Raw genomic sequence first — 19,441 nt, 5'->3', positions numbered from 1 at the left:
GTTTTCCTGATTGGTGGCCGAATTGGCCGCTGGCCGCAACCCCGGCTCAGCCGGGCCCGGTTACATCATGCCCATAAAGCCAGTCGTGCCGGCCATGCACGACAGACGGCAGATACTTTCCCGCCACCCACATCGGCCCATAGGTCCCAAGCTGGTAGAGTGGATTGGACCGGTGGAACAGCGCCGCGTTCTCCCGTGCCACATTCTGCACGCGCGTTGCCCGTGGCTTGCGGATTGCTTCATATGCCTTGAGCCCAGCCTCGACGTCTGCCCCTTCGCCCTTCGCCAGCGCGCGGCCGACTTCCTTGGCCAGCACATAGGCGTCCTCAATCGCCATCACCGCGCCCTGCGCCATGAAGGGGAGCATGGGATGACAGGCATCCCCCAGCAGCACGGCCCGGCCGTCCTGCCATTTCGGCATCTCGGGGCGATCATAGAGCGACCAGCGCAAGAGCAGCGGTGCCTCGTCAATGATCCGCTGGATCACCGGGTTCCAGCCCTTGAAGTCCTTCAGTGCCTGCTCCCGCGCGCCTACTGAAGTCCAGGACTCGTCCCCTAACTCAGCACATTCGACTACGCCAACAAAATTCGCGAGGCTGCCCCGCCGCAGGCGATAGGTTACCGCATGGCGCCGTTTTCCGGCCCACACACACGCCGTCTCCGGAGGCGGATAATCGCCCAGCTTTGATACAGGCACCACAGCCCGCCAGGCGACATTGCCGGTAAAGCGCGGCTTGTCTGGGCCCAGCATCTGCGCGCGCACCGACGAATGAATGCCGTCCGCCCCCACCAGAAGGTCTCCGGCCACGCGCTCGCCCGTGCTGAGCAGCGCAACAATGCCGGTTCCAGTATTCTCATACCCTGTCACCGTCGCGCCAAGGCGCACAGCGTCCGGGGCGCGATCCGTCACACATGCCTTCAGCGCCTCAACCAGATCTGCCCGGTGGATATGCAGATACTCTCCCCGCCACCGCGCCTGCGACGCCTCGCGAAGCGGCACACTGAATATCCGCGCGCCACTGCGCCCCAGACGAAGTTCCTGCGCACGCGGACGAAATGCATCCCGAGACACACGCGCCGACGCGCCCAGCGCATCAAGCACCTTCATGCCATTCGGGCTGATCTGCAGGCCGGCGCCCACTTCGGCAATCTCCGGCGCCTTTTCCAGCACCGTCACCGAATGCCCTGCTTTCAGGAAAGCCAGCGCCGCTGTCAGCCCGCCGATACCGCCACCTGCAATCAGGATCTGCATGGACTTGCCGCCGGTCCTGGTGGGGCCGCCTCCCTAGCGCGCGCGGTTGGGATCTTGCTTGCCGCCGATCAGCACGAAACGGCGGTCGCAATATTTGCACTCGACGAAATCGTCGTCGCCCATCTCATACCAGACCTTGGGATGGCCGAGCGCGCCGCCTCCGCCATTGCAGGAAACCTTGTGGCTCGAGACCATGGAAATTTCTGGCGGCGTAAAAACATCGCGTTTGGCGGGCATGCCTTGGGTTCTCCTGAATTGGCGGTGACGCGATTGCTTGCGACGCAGCCAGCGGCATCCTAACTAAAGACTGGGCATGGACCGCGCAAGGCGCCCTGCCAACGGGAAAATACTTACCATGCCTGACCCCACCTACGCGATTGAGGTCCGCGACCTGCGGAAAACCTATGCTGCGTCCGGAAAAATGCCGGAAAAACAAGCGCTAAACGGCATCAACCTCACCATTCCCACCGGGTCGATCTTCGGCCTTCTCGGACCAAACGGCGCAGGCAAATCCACCTTCATCAACATTCTCGCCGGCCTGGTCAAAAAAACATCGGGCACCGCGCGAATCTGGGGCCTCGATATCGATCAGGATCCGCGCCAGAGCCGCGCGGCCATAGGCGTCGTGAATCAGGAAGTTGTCGCCGATCCCTTCTTTACGCCTTTCGAGATGCTGGAGCTGATGGCTGGCTTCTATGGCGTGCCCAAGGCCGAACGGCGCACGGTGGAAATCCTCACCGCGCTGGGCCTTGCCGATAAGGAAGATGCTTACGTTCGCCAGCTGTCGGGCGGCATGAAGCGCCGCCTCATGGTCGCAAAAGCCCTTGTCCACAATCCTCCGGTGCTCATCCTTGATGAGCCGACCGCCGGCGTTGACGTCGAACTGCGCCGCCTGCTCTGGGACTATGTGCGCGAATTGCACGCCAAGGGCACGACGATCATCCTGACGACCCATTATCTGGAAGAAGCCGAGGAGCTTTGCGACACCATCGCCATCGTCAATCACGGCGAAATTGTCGCGTGCGAGCCGACCCACCAGCTTCTCTCCCGCCTCGACTACAAGACGCTGGTGATCTACCCGAAAGAGCCGCTCAGCGCCGTGCCGGGCGACCTGTCAGGTCTGGACGTTAAAATACGCAATGATGGCGGGGTCGCCATCACCTTCCGGACCAGTGAAACGGGAATTGCCCGTCTGCTGGAGCGCGTTCGCAACGCCGGTATCGGCATTGCCGACCTGTCGACCGAAGCGCCCGACCTTGAAGACGTCTTCATTTCTCTGACGAGCGAAAACGCCTGAAAACGCCGGGCGCGGCAGAGCCCTAAAGGCTCTGCTTGATCCAGTCGGTCAGCGCCTGGCGGTTCATCGCGCCATTGCGGGTGGCCGTCACTTTGCCACCCTTGAACATCAGAAGCGTCGGCAGGCCGCGCACGCCATAACGGGCGCCGACCAGCGGATAGTCATCCACGTTCAGTTTGACGATCTTCACCTTGCCGGTCATTTCCTCGGCGACAGCCTCCAGGTGCGGAGACATCTGCTTGCACGGGCCGCACCATTCGGCCCAGAAATCGACGACAACAGGCGTATCCGAACCGGTGACCACACCGTCGAAATCGTCTTCATTTACATTGATCGCTGCCATGGTTGCGGCTCCTTCTGCCGGCATTCTCATTCTTGAGTGTGATACATAGGGACTCTCGGGCCAAGTCAAACCATGCCACGCGCACTTGTGAGAACTGCTAAAAGCTGCGCTTCCGGCAGGCGCATCAGGCGCGGCCCATCCGTCCAGCAGAGCGCGGCCACGACTTCCCGGTCCGGAAAGGCGGTCTTCAGCACCGCCCAATAGGCCGCCATCTGCGCCACATAGGTATCGGCCACGTCTTCGGGCCTGTCCGGTGCGGGCTGGTCGGTCTTGAAGTCAATCACCAGCACCTGCGCCGGGGTCACCACCAGCCGGTCCACCCGGCCGTTGATCACCGTGCCCTCCGGCAGCTCCGGTGACCGCCCGATAATCGCCGCCTCAGCCCGCCCACCAGGCTGAAAGATCGCGCCAAGCGCAGGATCACGCATCACGCCGAGAGCCGCCGCCTTCATCTCCGCCCGCTGCGCCGCCGTCAGCTCCCCATCGCGGGAAAGGTAGGCATCCGCTGCCGCTTCCTGTTTCTCCTCGGGCAATTCCGGTAGGTATTGCAGCAAGGCATGGATGGCACGCCCGCGCTTCAGGCGCTCCTCCCGCGCCGCATCGAACGGTGCCACAATCCGCGTCTTGGGGCCGAGCAGGCTCGTCGGCGCAGACAGTTTCCGCACCACCGGATCAGCCTGCGGCGGCGTCAACGCCCAGCCCGGCAGCCCGCCCGAAGGGGTCTCGTTGGCCGACGCTCCTCCGGCGCCCGCAACGGAAACCTTGCCAAAGCGCAGCCCCAGCTCGAAGTCTTCCGGTGCCAGCGCGGCCATCGCCATGTCGCAGAGGGCATACCAGGAATCCTTTTCGTAGCCGGTCTTCCCTTCGCCTGCCTGCCCCTGCCAGTGGCCAGCAATGATCAGCCGGTCCTGCGCCCGTGTCAGCGCGACATATAGCAGGCGCCGGTGTTCCTCCCGCGCTTTGGTTTCTGCAATGGCGCGCGCTCGTTTCGACGCTTCCGCATCCGTATCCTTGCGCGGAGACCACACCACCGCATTGGCACTCGCCAGCACGGCAGGCGCGCTCGTCTTTGGCTTGGACGTCGTATCCGGCAGGATCACCACCGGCGCCTGAAGCCCCTTGGCGCCATGCACTGTCATCACACGCACTTCGCGCCCGGCTTCTGCCAGGTCGCGCTTGATCTCGACCGCCTCGGCCTCCATCGCTGCCACGAAAGACTGCAGCGAGGATGGCCCCGTGCTGTCATGGCCAAGGGCGCGAGACAGAAGCGCCTCGATGGGATCACGCGCCGGCGTGCCGAGGCGCGCATTCAGCAGTTCCCATCCTGTCAGCCCGCCTTCCCCCACCCTGTCGAGCACATGGCTCAGGAACTCGTAAGGCGGCAGGTGCGCGCGGTCGAACAATCCCTGAAGAAAACGTGCCGCCCGCTGAACATCCGGGTCATCGCTCGCCTTCACACGGGACCAGAGCGTTTCCCCCTTCGCCCGGCGCGAGGCGAGCGGGAACAGGTATTGATCGTCATCCACCAGTCCGCAGAACGGTCCCCGCAAAATTTCCGCCAACGTCAGATCGCGCAGGTCCAGCGTCGCAAACCGCATCAGGTTCAGACAGTCCTGCACCCCGATGAAATCCGTCAGGATCAGCCGGTCAGCGCCCGCGACTGGCAACCCTTCTGCCTTCAGCGCTGTAATCAGCGAGTCAAACAGGCCGCCTTGCCGCTTGCTCACCAGGATCAGCACGTCTTCCGGCCGCATCGCCCGCTCGGCCTTGCCCTCCCAGATCGTTTCGCCCCGATCGATCATCTGCCGCACGGCCCGCGCTACACCTGCCGCCAGCTTTGCCTTGGGCGAGGTCGCCCGCACCACGTCCACCGGACGCTCCCACGCATCGGTTTCATCATCTGGCACCTTCGGTTCAATCGGCCAGATTTCCACCGCGCCATGCTGATCCCAACGCCGCGCCGTATGCTGAATATCGTTGGCAGTCTGCGGCGGAGCACCGCCAATCCCCACATCAATCGGCGGCGACCGATTCCACACTGTATCCACAAATGTCAGCACTTCGGGCGCTGAGCGGAATGACATCAGCATTTCCACGCCGGTAGCGCCCGGCATCCGCTCGGTCAGCCGCCGCGTTTCCTTCAGCAGCCGCTCCGGCTCTGCGCCCTGGAATGAATAGATCGACTGCTTCTCGTCCCCCACAATGAACATTGTGCGCGGGTCTTGCGAATAGTCACGGCCTTCCCCAGCGCCAAATTCGTTCGTCAGCGCCCGGATTAAATCCCACTGCTCGGGGCTCGTATCCTGCGCCTCGTCCAGCAGCACATGCGAGATACTGCCATCCAGCTTGTAGAGCACCCAGCTCGCCATCCCTTCGGCTTCCAGCAGTTCCCGCGTCTTCTGGATCAGGTCGTCAAAGTCCAGCGCCCCGCGGCGCGCTTTCTCGTCCCGGTAGGCCTCCAGCGCCGGCAGGCCGATGCGGATCAATGCTGCCGTGCGCGCAAACGCCCGCGCCCGCTGCAATGTCTCCACCAGCGCCCGCACCCGCGCCGTTTCCCGGCCTTCGCCATCCTTGACCTGAAAATATTCCTGAAGCAGCGGGCAAAGCTCGCCGGTCTTCTTGGTGTAGGGGTTCTGCGCCCGGAACTCGCCCTTCTCCGTGAGGAAAAAGGGCGCATACGCCGCCCAAACTGCCCCGGGCGTTTCCGCCGCCAGCGTCTGCTCCAGCGCTTCGGCCCGCTTCTGATCCGTCGTTGTGCCCGAGAGCAGCGCGCGCAACGCCTCGCGGATCACTTCCCTCGGCAAGGCATCGCCCATCGCTGCCGCCAGGATTTCCTCCGGCGTCTCGCGAGACGCGCCCAGATCGCCCCGCAAGGCTTCCATCATGTGCTCAATGACGAAATCATGCCGCTCGGCGAACCGCATCACGGCCGCGCCTGAACCTTTCAGCGCGTCGAGCGCGCTTGAGGCCCCCTCATTCATGGCTTCCCGCGTGATCAGCGCCAGATCCTCCGGCGCCGCGCTGGCCGCCTCAAGGATCGCGCGCTCCTTGGCCGCCTGCCACAGCGCCCGCGCGTCCCGGTCTTCCATCTCCGTAAAGCCTGGCACCACCCCCGCCTCGAGCGGAAACCGCCGCAGGATACGCGCGCAGAACGCATGGATCGTCTCGATCCGCAAGCCGCCCGGCGTTTCCAGCGCGCGCGCAAACAGCCGCCGCGCATCGCGCAGATCGTCCCTCGAATAGCTCTCCGCCGTCCGCCCCTCCAGCTTGGCGAGGGTCTCTCGGAGGCTGTCATCCTCCTTCACCGCCCAATCGCCCAGCGTACGGAAAAGCCGCGTCAGCATCTCGTTCGCTGCCGCGCGGGTGTAGGTGATACAGAGGATCGAATCCGGCTCCGCCCCCGGCCGCCCATCCTCACGCCGCAGCAGCAGGCGCGCCACCCGGTCGATCAGAACCTTGGTCTTGCCGCTGCCTGCATTCGCTGTGGCAAAGGCCGAAACGGTGGGCTTTGCCGCATCGGCCTGCGCCTTCACCGCCGCTTCAAATGCTTCCTGATGCCGGGCGTGTTCACTCATCGCCGCCATCCCCGCCCGGTGTATCCCGGTTCCATTCTGCCCGCCGCGCCAGCAGATTATATCCGTAGTCATACTTCACGAACTGCACCCGCGGCGCAGACGCATACACTGCCGCTGGATCACGGTACGCCGCGATCAGGCGCACATACCCGTCCTCCGCCGCCGCGATCAGCTCTGCCAGAGACTTCGGGCTGCTCTTGCTCTCGCCAATCCGCCGCGCCTCGGGTCGCCCCCGGATAGACACATATTCCAGCGCTTCGACCGGCGCAGCCCGGACATTCTGAAACCCGCCTTTGGCCGCAATGATCGCCTGCAACGGCATCTGCTGATCATAACCCGCATCAATGGCCTTGTCCGTAGGCGGCAGACCCGTCTTGAAGTCCACAATCACCAGAGCGCCCGTCGCCGTCCGCTCGATCCGGTCTGCCGTCGCCGAAAGCTCGAAAGGATGCCCGGCAATATCGCTGCGATATTCCCCGCGCACCTCGCGTAGAATTCCGCCTGAAACGTCCCGCTCCCGGCGCCAGTCCAGATACCAGCCGGCCACATCCTGCCAGATGGCCAGACGCCCCGCCCAAGCGGATTCCGGCTCCCCGGTCCGCGCAAGCTCCTCGCGGATCAGCGTCAGCAGCGTTTCGGCATCCTTCGCAACGCCATCTGCCTCAAACGCATCCAAGGCCGCATGGATTGCCGTTCCGCGCAGATTGCTTGCCAGCGGCGCGCCCAGCACATCCACCTGGCGAAGCCCCAGAACGGACTCCGCCCAGATCGAATAGGGGTCACGCTGCAACCGGTCGACCCGCGTTACAGAAAGCCGGCGGGGCCAGTCCTCCGGCGCGCGCTTCTTCGGCTTTGGCTCGGCACTGAAATCTGCCGGCAGGCTGCCTAATCCGCGTGTCTGAAGGGCGTTCACCCAATCCAGAAGATGGCGTGTTTCGCCCTTGAGCAGCTTCGCCGTCCGCTCCCCGAACGCGCCCTCCGCCAATGTCCGCAACCGCCATACCCAGCGGGACGCCACCGCCGGGCTGTCATCCCGCCGCGCGGCATACAGCATTACCACATGCGGCGCCGCCGCCAGTTGCGCAAAGTCGTGCGCCGAAAGGCCCATCCGCTCTTCCGGATCATTCAGCCCCAGAGGCGCGCGAAACCGGCGCGGCAGGAAGGCATCGGCGGGCGGCTTCTCGGGCCACACATCTTCGTTGAGGCCCGCAAGGATCAACCTGTCCGCAGACTGAAGACGTGCCTCCAGCGGGCCCCAGATAGAGAGCCGCGGATGCTCCGGCTCACCCGTCTGCACGGGCAGCGTGGAGGATTCCGCATCCACCAGATCGGCAAAGGCTTCCGGGTTCATCTCCCCCAGGAACGGTCCGAGTTCGGCCAGTCGCTGCAATAGATTTGAGGCCCCTGCGCCGTCCTCGCCTGCCCAGGGCATCGGCGTTTGGCTGATCGCGCCGGACAGATCGGCCACGCGCCTTGCGGCCTCCTCCGCCGTCACTGCCTCCAGACTGGAAAAGTCCGATCCCGTCTCTTCCATGATCCCGGCAAGGCGGCGCACCAGAAGAATTGCCTCATCCTGGTCTTCCCGCTGGAAAGGCGAATGCTGCTCCAGCTTGTCGCGAATGTCGATGCTGTGGGCGAGATCATCCAGGCTTTTCCAGCGGCGCGGCCCCCTCAGGAAATAAAGGTCCAGCTTTCCTGAATCCATCTTTCCACGAACAAAAGGATGCTTCAGCACAGCTGCCAAGACAGCTGGTTCGCCGGGGTCGGCCGCCCAGCGCGCGCAAAGCCCGATCAGGCTTCCCGCCAGCGTCCGCCCCAGGGGCACAGGCGCCGAAGGCGGCACATGTATGCCCCACCGGCCGAGCAGCGCGGAAACTCGCCGCGCAAGGCCTGCGTCAGGCGTCACCAGCGCCGCCGTCTCCCCAGGCCGCTCCAGCGTCTCCCGCATCAGCAGCGCGGCGGCTTCTGCTTCCGCCGCCTCGTTCGGTGTTTCCGCCACGCTGAGGCCCTTCAGGCCATCGCGTACAAATTCCTCAATCGGTTGCCCGCCCGCGAGGGCCAGTTCTTCCAGCGTCGCGCGCCAGTCTGCGGTCTCTTCGGCGGGCGCCAGCGCTTCATGGATCAGGCGCACCCGCGCCCGCGCAGGTGCATCGGCAGAGATCCCCGGCCACGGCGCCACACTCTCCGGCAGCCTGCCCAGCGCCTTCAGGGTACGTATCAGCGTGTTCTGCGGGTGGCCCGGCGCGCTGATCACCGCGTCCCACTGCCGCTCGTTCAGCGCCGTATCGAGCCCTGGCAACACAATCAGGCCCATGGGTAATTCCAGAACTGCCCGCATCAGGATGCGTCCCGGCGGCGTTGCCCCAGTGGAGCCGGCAATGATCACAGGTCCGGCAGGTGGCGATTTCTGCCAATGGGCAGCCAGCGCCCGCGCCGCGCGTAACCGCTCTTTGTAAGGATCAGATGCCCGGTTTTCCGCCAGCCATTCCGGCCAGAGCTTGGTGACGATCTTCAGGAAATCCGCCGAACGCGACCAATGCGCGGCAAGGTCGCCCAGGCTCAGCGTCTCCAGCCGGCTCCAGTCGGCGTCCTCGCTCATTGCTGCCTGCTCCAGCAGACGGCCCAGCTCCCGCGCTGCCGAAAGGGTAGAGGCCGGCGGCAGGTCAATGCCCATGGCGCTCTGATAATAATAGCGCACCAGCGTCGCCAGAACGCCCAGTTGCCGCGCGCCCGAAAGCGGGGGCACGGCGCCGGAAAGGGCCTGTTCGGCAATCGGCGGTGGCTCTCCGCTGTCCAGATCACCCAATGCCCGGATGTCCGGCGGCAGAATGGTCTGTTCCCCCGCCGCATCATAGAGCGCCAGCGACAATGCGCGGGCAGACCGGCGGTTGGGCACATAGATGATGGCATCGGCCAGCGCCTCGGGCCGGGTCGCCAGCGATGTCTCCGAGGCCAGCGCGCGCGCAAGTTCCTTCACAAAGGCCGTGCCCGACGCAATCGTCCGGATGCGCGGGGCATCCGGGCCGAACAGCGCGTCAGCCGCCATGACAGGCCACCCACATCTCGGCGTCTTTCAGCGCCTGCGGGTCGCCCACATGAAGCCAGAAGGAATCAAGCGCCAGGCCCCGCAAGCGCCCCTGGGGGATCAGGCCATCCCAGATGCGCAGCGCCGAAAACCGCTCCACCGGCTGCCCGTCATAAACCTGCGGCTTCATGATCCGCACGCCCGCATAGGCCCAGGGCGCCCTCGCCGCTTGGCCACGCCGTGTCAGGCGGCCTTCGGCGTCCATGAAGAAGTCGCCCGGCCCATCAAAGCCCAGCGCCCGCCCTGTATCGGCCACCAGAAGGCGCTCATCCTCCTGCGCCGGGTCAAAGGCCTGCGCCAGCGCCAGCAGCGGATCAGCCGTCTCGGGAAACCAGAAGGCATCGGTATTCAGCACAAACACCGGCTCCTCGCCCAGCAGCGGCCGCGCCTTGGCCAGGCCCCCGCCAGTCTCCAGCACCTCGCCGCGCTCGTCGGACACGATCACCTCGAAATCCGTCAGCGTTTCCAGATACGCCTCAATCTGCTCCGGCAGGTAATGCACATTCACCACCAGGCGCTTCACGCCTGCCGTCTTCAGCGGGCCGATCACCCGGTCAATCAACTTGCGCCCGCGCACCGGGATCAGCGGCTTGGGGCAGTCATTGGTCAGCGGCCGCATGCGCGTGCCCAGACCGGCGGCAAGCACCATCGCCGTATGCGGAACCGGAACGCTCATGCCTTGGCCTCAAATACGAAGGGGGTCTGCTCCATGACGAACGCCCGCATGCCTGCCAGCGAAGGGTGGGCCAGATTACGGGCGAGGATGGAAAGCTGCCGGGGCTGGAACTCTCCATAACGGGGCTTCTTGTCCCGATGCTGCAGGCGGGAGAAGACACCCGCAATCCGCAAGGCATTGAGGGCGCCGATTACGGCCAACCGCTCCTCAAAATCCGTCCGGTCCTGTCCGGTTTTGTCCAGAAATGTCCGGATGGCGTCTTCCGCTGCCGCCGCTGAGACGGCTCTGCGCGCGTCCTGGGTCAGCATTGCCATGTCCCAGGCGTCCCAGCCGCGCACCGCGTCCTGAAAGTCCAGAAGACCCACCCGGCCACCCGCCAACCACAGCAGATTTTCCGCATGATAGTCCCGCAGCGTGAAAGCCCTCGGAAAAGACATGGCTTTTCCGATCAGCGCGTTCCGCTCGGCCTCCCAGCGCGCCCGCGCTGCGCCTGTCAGCTTGGTTCCGCCCGCTTCCAGCGGCAACCAGTCAGCATAAAGATCGGCATTGGCCCCCAGCGCGACCGCGTCGAAGTCCAGGATCGGCCAGACAATCCCATCCTTTTCAAGCCGCTGCGGCACCGGCGCCGCGTGGAGAAGTGCCAGCGTCTCTGCGGCCGCGCGGTAAAGCGTCTGCTCGTCCGCCTCGCCCCGCTCAATCATCCGGGCAAACTCGCGCCCCTCGCCAAAATCCTCGATCAGCGCAAAGCCTTGCGCCGGATCGAACGCATATACCTCCGGCGCTTCCAGCCCCAGGCTGCGCAGATGCCCGGCAATCAGCGCGAACGCCTCGACACGCGAGGCCGCCAACCGCGTCATCGCGTTCCAGCCCATTTTCTCGCGCAATGCCCGGTCAGCCTCCGGCGGGCAGGGATCATCCTCAACCCTCGGCGCGTCCATCAGCAGGGCGCTGGCGCCATCTTCTCTGAGGAGGCGGATATAGCGGCGGGTCGAAGCATCCTGGCCAAGGGATTTGCGATTTGCCCGGTCCCATCCATCGCCCACGTTGGCGAGGAACCGGTCAATCTCATGCGTGCGCGAGTCAGAGGCTGAATCCATGCAGCCGTTCCTGCCAGCCTTCGCCCCTCGGTTCCAGCCTCACCCGGCGCTGATCGCCCTGAATTTCAAGCAACACGTCCAGACGCTGCTTCGGCAAGTGCCGTCCGGCCCGCTCCGGCCATTCCACCAGAGCCGCCCCCTCGACCGTATCATCCCAACCCAGCTCCTCTACCCCGTCTGGATCATCCAGCCGGTAGAGGTCGAAATGCCAGAGCGGAAAGTCTGGCCCCTCATAAACCTGGACCAGTGTGTAAGTAGGGCTCGGCACCTCTTCCCCCTCCCCCAGCAGGGCCTGGATCAGCCCGCGCGTCAGGGTCGTCTTGCCCGCGCCGAGGTCGCCATGCAGGGCTACGAAATCGCCTGCGCGCAGGATCTTGGCCAGTGCCCCCCCCAGCGCCAGCGTCGCCGCCTCATCCGCAAGATCGAAAGTTGTCGCCATGCTCTCTCTTAGTCTTGCGCTGCCGCTACGCAACCTCGGTTTAACCAGATTGTGTGACGGAGTGACCCGGCTTGCAGTGCTTGCACGCTGCGTTACAAGTGCTTACAACCGAGCAAAAGTTGACGCTAGCGTCATTATAGGAAACAGGGGGCGTCGTGGACCTTTCGGGCGCAGATAAGATTGTGATTGCCGGCGCCGGACAGGCGGCTGCGCAGGCTGTGCAGTCCCTGCGCCAGGGCGGTTATGCGGGCGCGCTCACGATTGTCGGGGAAGAAACCGCGCTGCCCTATCAGCGCCCGCCGCTCTCCAAGGCCTATATGAAGGGCGAGATGGATGAGGAGCGGCTCTATTTCAAACCCGCCGCCTGGTATCAGGACAATAATATCGAGGTCATTCTCGGCGCCCATGCGACGCGGATCGACCGCGCCGCCCGCCAGCTGCACATCGAACATGGCGGTGTGCTGGACTATGACGCCCTGATCCTCGCCACCGGTTCCCGCCCGCGCAAGCTGCCCTGCCAGGGCGCCGATCTCGCGGGCGTCCATGACTTGCGCACCCTGTCTGACGTCGAGCGCATCCGCCCGCAGATGGTTTCCGGGCGCCGCATGGTGATCATCGGCGCGGGCTATATCGGCCTGGAGGCCGCGGCTGTGGCCTGCACCATGGGCCTTGAGGTGACTGTTCTGGAAATGGCGCCCCGCGTGCTTGCCCGCGTCACCAGCCCGGTGATGAGCGATTTCTACGCCCATGAGCACACTGCCAAAGGCGTGAAGATCCTGACGAATACGGCCCTTTCGCATCTCGATGGCGCCGATGGCGCTGTCAGCGCTGCCGTGCTGGCCGATGGCACCCGTCTGCCGGCGGACATTGTCCTCGTCGGCATTGGCATCCTGCCCAATGAGGAACTGGCAAAAGACGCCGGCATCGCCTGCGCCAACGGTATCCTGACAGACCGGGACGGGCGCACCTCAGACCCGCGCGTCTTCGCGGCCGGTGACTGCGCCAGCCGCCCGCTGGTGCATTACGGCCGCACAGGCCGCCTTGAGAGCGTTCATAACGCGATCGAACAGGGCAAGCTGGTGGCCGCCGCCATCCTTGGCCTTCCCCGACCAGCCGAAGACTGCCCCTGGTTCTGGTCGGACCAATATGATCTCAAACTCCAGATCGCCGGCCTCAGCACGGATTATGACACCATCGTCCTGCGCGGCGATCCGAAGGCCCGGAAGTTTGCCGCCTTCTATCTGCGTCAGGGTACGCTGATTGCCGTTGACGCGGTCAACAGTGCCCCCGAATTCCTGGCCTCGAAGAAACTCATCATGGCAGGCGCAAAGATTGCACCTGAAATACTCAGCGACACATCAATCCCGATGAAAGACATCGCCGCAACTGCAGCGGCCTGAAGGAGACGGAAACCCACATGGCAAAGATCACCTATATTTCGCATGACGGCACCGAACGCACGGTGGAAGCGAAGAACGGCGAATCTGTAATGGAAGCGGCGATCAAAAATTCCATTCCGGGAATTGACGCTGATTGCGGCGGGGCCTGCGCCTGCGCCACCTGCCATGTCTATGTCGACGAGGCCTTCCTGGAGAAAACCGGGGTTCAGGAAGAGATGGAAAAGTCGATGCTGGACTTTGCAGAGAACGTGAAGCCGAACTCGCGCCTCTCCTGCCAGATCAAGGTAACCGACTCCCTCGACGGCCTTCGCGTTTCCACCCCGGAAAGCCAGCACTAAGCCAGCCCCCGGAATTGCTTTCACGCCCCGGCCCGCCAGCCGGGGCGTTTTCATGTGACGCAACGTGACGGGTTGGTTCTTTTTCGGAACTATGCTGGCGTGTCACCTGTCCACCCTCCCAGGAGCAGACCGATGAACTACACTGAGTTGCTGTCCTCGATCTCCAGAACAGCCGACGGCACGCACCGCACCAATATTCCCGAGACATGGATGCAGGGCCGCACCGCCTATGGCGGGCTCACCGCCGCACTCTGCCTGGAGGCCGCACGGTCCCTTGCGCCCGGCCTGCCCGCCCGCGCCGCTCAGATAGCCTTTGTCGGCCCTGTGAATGGTGAGGTCACCTGCAAGGCCGAAGTGCTGCGGCAGGGAAAGAACACGGTCTTTGTTTCCGTACGGATGACAGGTGCAGACGGCGTGCTGGCCGAAGCCATCATGACATTCGGCGCCCCCCGCCAGTCCTCAATTGATCTGGTTGATCTGCCTGCGCCCGAATTGCCGGCCCCGGAAGATGTCCCCCCCTATTTCCGGAACCATCAGGGGCCCGCCTTCGCCCAGAATTTCGACATGCTGATCGCCGGAGGCACCCCGCCTATATCCGGCGCGGACAAGGCAGACGTTTCGATCTGGATGCGCCACAAGGACCCGGCCACGCCAATGGACGCGACCTCTCTGCTGGCCTTGGCCGATGCGCCCCCTCCCGCCGCCATGGCAATGTTCCGTGAACCGGGCCGCATCAGCTCAATGACATGGATGGCGGAATTCCTCACAGAGGACATCGAGACACAGGATCGCTGGTTCCTCGCCCGGCATGTCGCCCAGACGGCGCGCAACGGATATTCCAGCCAGGAAATGCTGCTCTGGAACAAGCAACGCCAGCCTATCATGGTGGGCCGTCAGACCATTGCCGTGTTTGTATAAGCAGACCTTCTACGCAAACAAAAAAACCCCGGCCAGTCAGCCGGGGTTTTTTATTTGATCAGTATCCCTATCAGTTGGCGAGCGCGCTGCGCAGGCCTTCCAGATACGAAATCTGATGCTCGTAGACTGCGCGCTTGCTGTCACCGGCGTCCAGTTCAAGCAGCTTGATCTTCGCCGCTTCGATCTCGACATCGATTTCCTGCGCATTCGCATCGGAAAGATTGCGAGCTTCTTCAGCAAGGATCGTGAGGCCGGCGGGAGTCACGTCAGCAAAACCGCCGCGCACATAAAAGCGATATCGCACGACATCGCCTTCCAGAACGCGCACAACGCCGTTCTTGAGCGTCGTCATGAACGGCGCATGGTTCACCAGCACGCCGAACTCGCCTTCCGTGCCCGGAGCGATCACATGATCGACCTCGCCCGAGAACAGCTCCCGGGCAGGCGACACGAGCGAGAAGTGCAGCTTGTCAGCCATCAACTAATTCCTCAGGCAGCTTCCGCCATCAGCTTCGCGGCTTTGGCTTTCGCTTCCTCGATGTTGCCAACCATGTAGAAAGCCGGCTCCGGCAGATGGTCGAACTCGCCGCTGATCAGGCCTTTGAAGCCCTTGATCGTGTCTTCGAGTTTCACCTGCACACCCGGCGAACCGGTGAACACCTGCGCAACGTCGAACGGCTGCGACAGGAAACGCTCGACTTTACGGGCGCGGGCAACGGTGATCTTGTCGTCTTCCGACAACTCGTCCATGCCGAGGATTGCGATGATGTCCTGAAGCTCTTTATATTTCTGCAGGATCTGCTGAACGCCGCGGGCGACTTCGTAGTGCTCTTCACCGACAACCATCGGGTCGAGAATACGCGAGGTGGAGTCGAGGGGGTCCACAGCCGGGTAGATACCTTTTTCAGCGATCGAGCGCGAGAGAACCGTCGTTGCGTCAAGGTGAGCAAACGAGGTTGCCGGCGCCGGGTCGGTAAGGTCGTCCGCGGGAACGTAGACGGCCTGAACCGAGGTGATCGATCCCTTGTTGGTCGAGGTGATGCGCTCCTGAAGGGCGCCCATATCGGTGGCCAGCGTCGGCTGGTAACCCACAGCTGAAGGAATACGGCCGAGCAGCGCGGACACTTCCGAACCGGCCTGCGTGAAGCGGAAGATGTTGTCGACGAAGAACAGAACGTCCTTGCCTTCAACATCGCGGAAATATTCGGCTTGCGTCAGACCGGTCAGAGCCACGCGGGCACGGGCGCCCGGCGGCTCGTTCATCTGGCCGTAGACCAGCGACATCCGGCTTTCGCCTTCCAGGTTGATAACGTTCGATTCGATCATCTCGTGATAGAGGTCGTTACCCTCACGCGTCCGCTCGCCGACGCCCGCGAACACCGAGTAACCGCCGAACAGTTTGGCGATGTTGTTCACGAGTTCCATAATGAGAACCGTCTTGCCCACGCCGGCGCCGCCGAACAGGCCGATCTTGCCGCCTTTGGCGTAGGGGCAGAGAAGGTCGATAACCTTGATACCCGTCACGAGCACTTCGGCTTCCGTCGACTGGTCAACGAACTCCGGGGCCGGAGCGTGGATCGGACGGAGCAGATCGGTGGTCACCGGGCCGCGCTCGTCAATCGGCTGGCCGATAACGTTCATGATGCGGCCGAGCGTGGCCGGACCAACCGGAACCATGATCGACTTGCCAGTGTCAGACACCGGCTGGCCGCGGACGAGACCTTCGGTCGAGTCCATGGCGATGGTGCGAACCGTGTTCTCGCCGAGGTGCTGCGCAACTTCCAGAACCAGGCGGTTGCCGTTGTTGTCAGTCTCGAGTGCGTTCAGGATCGACGGCAGTTCGCCATCAAATTCTACGTCAACGACGGCGCCGATGACCTGGGATACACGGCCTTTGGCGTTTGCGGGGGTGCTCATCTGATCGTCTCCTCGGGAGATGAAGTATTCTGGTCTGGTTAGCGTCTAGAGGGCTTCGGCCCCGGAGATGATCTCGATCAGCTCCTTGGTAATCTGTGCCTGGCGTGCCCGGTTGTATTTCAGGTTCAGCGCCTTGATCAGGTCCTTGGCATTGCGGGTCGCGTTGTCCATTGCGGTCATGCGGCTCGCCTGCTCGCCCGCCGAGCTTTCCAGCATGGCGGACAGGATCTGGGTGTTGATGTAGCGCGGCAGAAGCGTTTCGAGGATGGCTTCCTCGGACGGCTCGTAGATGTACTGCGCCCCGCCCAGATCGATCGCCGGTGCGCCTGCAGGCGCTGTTGCCGGGATCAGCTGCTGAGCCGTCGGAACCTGCGAGAGCACGTTCTTGAACTGCGAATAGATCAACGTGGCAACGTCAAACTCGCCATTCTCGAAGCCCTTGGTGAGCCTCTGGCCGACCGACAGCGCCGCATCGGTGAAGTTGTTGCTCTTCACGTCCGCGAGACTGATGTGTCCGGCAAACTGAGCAGCGTACTCACGCGCCAGAACTTCGCGGCCCTTCTTGCCGATGGTCAGAACCTTGACGGTCTTCCCTTCGGATTGAAGCTGCTGGATCTTCTGGCGGGCAAGCTTGGCCACATAGGCGTTGAAGCCGCCAGCGAGGCCGCGTTCCGCCGTCATGACCACGATCAGATGGGTCTGGTCGTTTCCGTTACCGGTCAGCAGTTTCGGGCCACCCTGGCCAGTCGTTGCGGCGAGGTTTGCGAGAACCGCGGCCAGACGCTCAGCATAGGGCCGCGCCGCCGCCGCGGCGTCCTGCGCGCGCTTCAGCTTGGCGGCAGCCACCAGCTGCATCGCCTTCGTGATCTTCTGCGTGGATTTCACGCTTCCGATCCGGTTCTTAAGGTCCTTCAAGCTGGGCATGTCAGGCCTTTACCGTCCTTGGTCCACTCAACAGATCAGGCGAATTTCGAAGTGAAATCGTCCAGCGCTTTCTTGATCTCGTCTTCGATCTCGCTGGTGAGTTCTTTCTTCTCACGAAGCTTGGCGAGAAGGTCTTTCTTCGCGCCGCGCATGTGGACGAGCAGTTCTCTCTCGTAGCGGGTCACATCTTTCAGATCGACCTTGTCGAGATAGCCGCGCGTACCGGCGTAGATGATGACGACCTGCTCTTCCATCAGCAGCGGCGAGTATTGCGGCTGTTTCAGGAGTTCCGTCAGGCGGGCACCGCGGTTCAGCAGGCGCTGGGTCGCAGCATCAAGGTCCGAACCGAACTTCGCGAAGGCAGCCATCTCGCGATACTGGGCGAGTTCACCCTTCATCGAGCCGGCAACTTTCTTCATCGCCTTCGTCTGAGCGGCCGAACCCACGCGGGACACCGACAGACCGACGTTCACGGCCGGGCGGATACCCGAGTTGAAGAGGTCGGTTTCGAGGAATATCTGACCATCGGTGATCGAGATCACGTTGGTCGGGATGTAGGCCGACACGTCGTTCGCCTGGGTCTCAATGACCGGCAGAGCCGTCAGCGAGCCATTGCCATTGTCGTCGTTCAGCTTCGCAGCGCGCTCGAGCAGGCGCGAGTGGAGGTAGAACACGTCGCCCGGATAGGCTTCGCGGCCTGGCGGGCGGCGCAGCAGCAGCGACATCTGACGATAAGCAACAGCCTGCTTGGAAAGGTCATCATAGATGATCAGGGCGTGCATGCCGTTATCGCGGAACCACTCACCCATGGCGCAGCCGGTGAACGGCGCGAGGTACTGAAGCGGAGCAGCTTCCGAAGCCGTTGCCGAAACAACGATCGTGTAGTCGAGCGCGCCGCGCTCTTCGAGCGCCTTCACAACCTGCGCAACGGTCGAACGCTTCTGACCGATAGCCACGTAGACGCAGAACAGCTTGTCCTTGTCGGATTTCGCCGCGTCGTTCGTCGGTTTCTGGTTCAGGATGGTGTCGATGCAGATCGCGGTCTTGCCGGTCTGACGGTCACCGATGATCAGCTCGCGCTGGCCACGGCCAACCGGGATCATGCCGTCGATCGCCTTGATACCCGTCATCATCGGCTCGTGAACCGATTTACGCGGGATGATGCCCGGCGCCTTCACGTCCACGCGGGCGCGGCTGGCAACGTCTTTCAGGGGGCCTTTGCCGTCGATCGGCTCACCCAGCGCGTTCACGACGCGGCCAAGGAGGCCTTTGCCAACGGGGGCAGCCACGATCTCGGACGTCCGCTTGACGGTGTCGCCCTCTTTAATGTTGCGGTCTTCGCCGAAGATCACGACGCCGACGTTATCTTTCTCGAGGTTCAGGGCCATGCCCTTGATGCCGCCATCGAACTCGACGAGTTCGCCGGCCTGCACGCTGTCGAGACCATAGATACGGGCGATACCGTCACCGACGGAAAGCACCTGGCCAACGTCCGAGACTTCAGCTTCGACGCCGAAATTCTCGATCTGAGACTTCAGGATGCCCGAAATTTCTGCAGGTGAAATGTCCATCGAGCTTCTTATGCTCCCTTCATCACGGTGTTCATGCGTTCAAGTTTCTTGGCGACGCTGGCGTCCACGAGCTTAGAGCCCAGGCGGAGCTGGATACCACCAATCAGCGAAGCATCCACTTCGCTTGTGAGTTCAACTTCGCCGCCAACCATCTTGGCAAGCAGCGATTCGATCCGGGACTTTTCAGCGCCGGTCATTTGTTGTGCGGTGCGAACAATCGCGCGCTGAACGCCGCGCTGTTTCGCATAGAATTGGTCAAAGGCGAATTCGGCGCCCAGAATGTCCCCGGCGCGGCCATTGGCGGCCATCGTGCCGAGGAACTTGCCGAAGAGAGCCGAATAGCCAGCTTTTTTGGCGATTTCTGCCAGCGCAGACACTTTCACGTCGCGGCCAAAAGCGGGGGAATCGAGCAGCTTGCGCAGATCATCCGAGGATTTGATGAGCGCGGCAAAAGCCCGGAAATCCTTGTGGACGGAGGCCAGGTCGCCCTTCTCCTGCGCCAGGTCAAAGAGCGCGCGAGCGTAGCGCTGGGCCGTTTCGCTTGTCTGGATCACGTTTGAGGCAGGCAAGGTCTTGAAATCCGTCTCAGTTAGGGGGCGGAAATGCCCT

Annotated in this window: 17 protein-coding genes; 4 read left to right on the top strand and 13 right to left on the bottom strand. The window is 63.2% G+C overall.

Going from position 1 to position 19,441, the window contains the following annotated elements:
- Positions 1-46: 46 nt before the first annotated feature.
- Together HPO_RS06815 and HPO_RS06810 are read right to left on the bottom strand one after the other, a co-directional pair.
- Positions 47-1,252, bottom strand: a complete 1,206-nt coding sequence (locus HPO_RS06815; RefSeq protein ID WP_035596087.1) for an FAD-dependent monooxygenase — start codon at positions 1,250-1,252, stop codon at positions 47-49.
- A 33-nt stretch (positions 1,253-1,285) separates the two neighbouring features.
- Positions 1,286-1,489: a zinc-finger domain-containing protein gene (locus HPO_RS06810; protein WP_035596084.1), complete on the bottom strand. Its 204-nt coding sequence runs from the start codon at positions 1,487-1,489 to the stop codon at positions 1,286-1,288.
- 118 nt (positions 1,490-1,607) lie between these two features.
- Here HPO_RS06810 and HPO_RS06805 point away from each other — a divergent pair, with 118 nt between their 5' ends.
- A complete protein-coding gene (locus HPO_RS06805) occupies positions 1,608-2,549 on the top strand; it encodes an ABC transporter ATP-binding protein (RefSeq protein ID WP_035596081.1) in 942 nt (313 codons plus the stop codon).
- A gap of 22 nt (positions 2,550-2,571) precedes the next feature.
- Here the strand turns inward: HPO_RS06805 and trxA are convergent, their stop codons facing one another.
- The 6 genes from trxA to tsaE all read right to left on the bottom strand — a co-directional run bounded on the left by trxA (position 2,572) and on the right by tsaE (position 11,764).
- Complete coding sequence (gene trxA, locus HPO_RS06800) at positions 2,572-2,892, bottom strand: thioredoxin (protein ID WP_035596276.1); 321 nt, start codon at positions 2,890-2,892, stop codon at positions 2,572-2,574.
- A gap of 65 nt (positions 2,893-2,957) precedes the next feature.
- Entirely contained in the window at positions 2,958-6,467 is a 3,510-nt protein-coding gene (addA, locus tag HPO_RS06795; RefSeq protein WP_162174019.1) for a double-strand break repair helicase AddA, read from the bottom strand.
- Positions 6,460-9,513 carry a double-strand break repair protein AddB gene (gene addB / locus HPO_RS06790; protein ID WP_035596078.1) on the bottom strand — a complete coding sequence of 1,018 codons (3,054 nt, stop codon included), beginning with the start codon at positions 9,511-9,513 and terminating at the stop codon, positions 6,460-6,462. Before addB ends, addA begins: the two co-directional genes overlap by 8 nt.
- Positions 9,503-10,228, bottom strand: a complete 726-nt coding sequence (locus HPO_RS06785) for a nucleotidyltransferase family protein (protein ID WP_035596076.1) — start codon at positions 10,226-10,228, stop codon at positions 9,503-9,505. The genes addB and HPO_RS06785 overlap by 11 nt, the downstream gene beginning before the upstream one ends.
- A complete protein-coding gene (locus HPO_RS06780) occupies positions 10,225-11,325 on the bottom strand; it encodes an aminoglycoside phosphotransferase family protein (protein ID WP_051612383.1) in 1,101 nt (366 codons plus the stop codon). The genes HPO_RS06785 and HPO_RS06780 overlap by 4 nt, the downstream gene beginning before the upstream one ends.
- Complete coding sequence (gene tsaE, locus HPO_RS06775) at positions 11,309-11,764, bottom strand: tRNA (adenosine(37)-N6)-threonylcarbamoyltransferase complex ATPase subunit type 1 TsaE (protein ID WP_035596074.1); 456 nt, start codon at positions 11,762-11,764, stop codon at positions 11,309-11,311. Before tsaE ends, HPO_RS06780 begins: the two co-directional genes overlap by 17 nt.
- 155 nt (positions 11,765-11,919) lie before the next feature.
- Between tsaE and HPO_RS06770 the strand changes: the two genes are divergently transcribed.
- The 3 genes from HPO_RS06770 (at position 11,920) to HPO_RS06760 (ending at position 14,420) form a co-directional block, all read left to right on the top strand.
- Complete coding sequence (locus tag HPO_RS06770) at positions 11,920-13,164, top strand: NAD(P)/FAD-dependent oxidoreductase (protein WP_035596072.1); 1,245 nt, start codon at positions 11,920-11,922, stop codon at positions 13,162-13,164.
- 17 nt (positions 13,165-13,181) lie between these two features.
- Positions 13,182-13,502, top strand: coding sequence for a 2Fe-2S iron-sulfur cluster-binding protein (locus HPO_RS06765; protein ID WP_035596070.1), 321 nt, complete (start codon positions 13,182-13,184; stop codon positions 13,500-13,502).
- Positions 13,503-13,634: 132 nt separating this feature from the next.
- A complete protein-coding gene (locus tag HPO_RS06760) occupies positions 13,635-14,420 on the top strand; it encodes a thioesterase family protein (protein WP_035596068.1) in 786 nt (261 codons plus the stop codon).
- A gap of 70 nt (positions 14,421-14,490) precedes the next feature.
- Here HPO_RS06760 and HPO_RS06755 read toward each other — a convergent pair whose 3' ends face one another.
- The 5 genes from HPO_RS06755 to atpH are packed head-to-tail and all read right to left on the bottom strand — an operon-like array spanning position 14,491 to position 19,401.
- Positions 14,491-14,898, bottom strand: coding sequence for a F0F1 ATP synthase subunit epsilon (locus HPO_RS06755; protein ID WP_035596065.1), 408 nt, complete (start codon positions 14,896-14,898; stop codon positions 14,491-14,493).
- An 11-nt stretch (positions 14,899-14,909) separates the two neighbouring features.
- Positions 14,910-16,337 carry a F0F1 ATP synthase subunit beta gene (gene atpD, locus HPO_RS06750; protein WP_035596062.1) on the bottom strand — a complete coding sequence of 476 codons (1,428 nt, stop codon included), beginning with the start codon at positions 16,335-16,337 and terminating at the stop codon, positions 14,910-14,912.
- A gap of 45 nt (positions 16,338-16,382) precedes the next feature.
- Complete coding sequence (locus tag HPO_RS06745) at positions 16,383-17,261, bottom strand: F0F1 ATP synthase subunit gamma (RefSeq protein ID WP_035596059.1); 879 nt, start codon at positions 17,259-17,261, stop codon at positions 16,383-16,385.
- A gap of 35 nt (positions 17,262-17,296) precedes the next feature.
- A complete protein-coding gene (atpA, locus tag HPO_RS06740) occupies positions 17,297-18,832 on the bottom strand; it encodes a F0F1 ATP synthase subunit alpha (RefSeq protein WP_035596056.1) in 1,536 nt (511 codons plus the stop codon).
- 8 nt (positions 18,833-18,840) lie between these two features.
- On the bottom strand, positions 18,841-19,401 hold the full coding sequence (atpH, locus tag HPO_RS06735) for an ATP synthase F1 subunit delta (RefSeq protein ID WP_035596054.1): 561 nt from the start codon (positions 19,399-19,401) through the stop codon (positions 18,841-18,843).
- Between the last annotated feature and the right edge of the window lie 40 nt (positions 19,402-19,441).

Origin of the sequence: Hyphomonas polymorpha PS728 (genome assembly GCF_000685315.1) — a bacterium.
GTDB lineage: Bacteria > Pseudomonadota > Alphaproteobacteria > Caulobacterales > Hyphomonadaceae > Hyphomonas > Hyphomonas polymorpha.
This window is presented reverse-complemented; position numbering and strand designations above follow the sequence as displayed.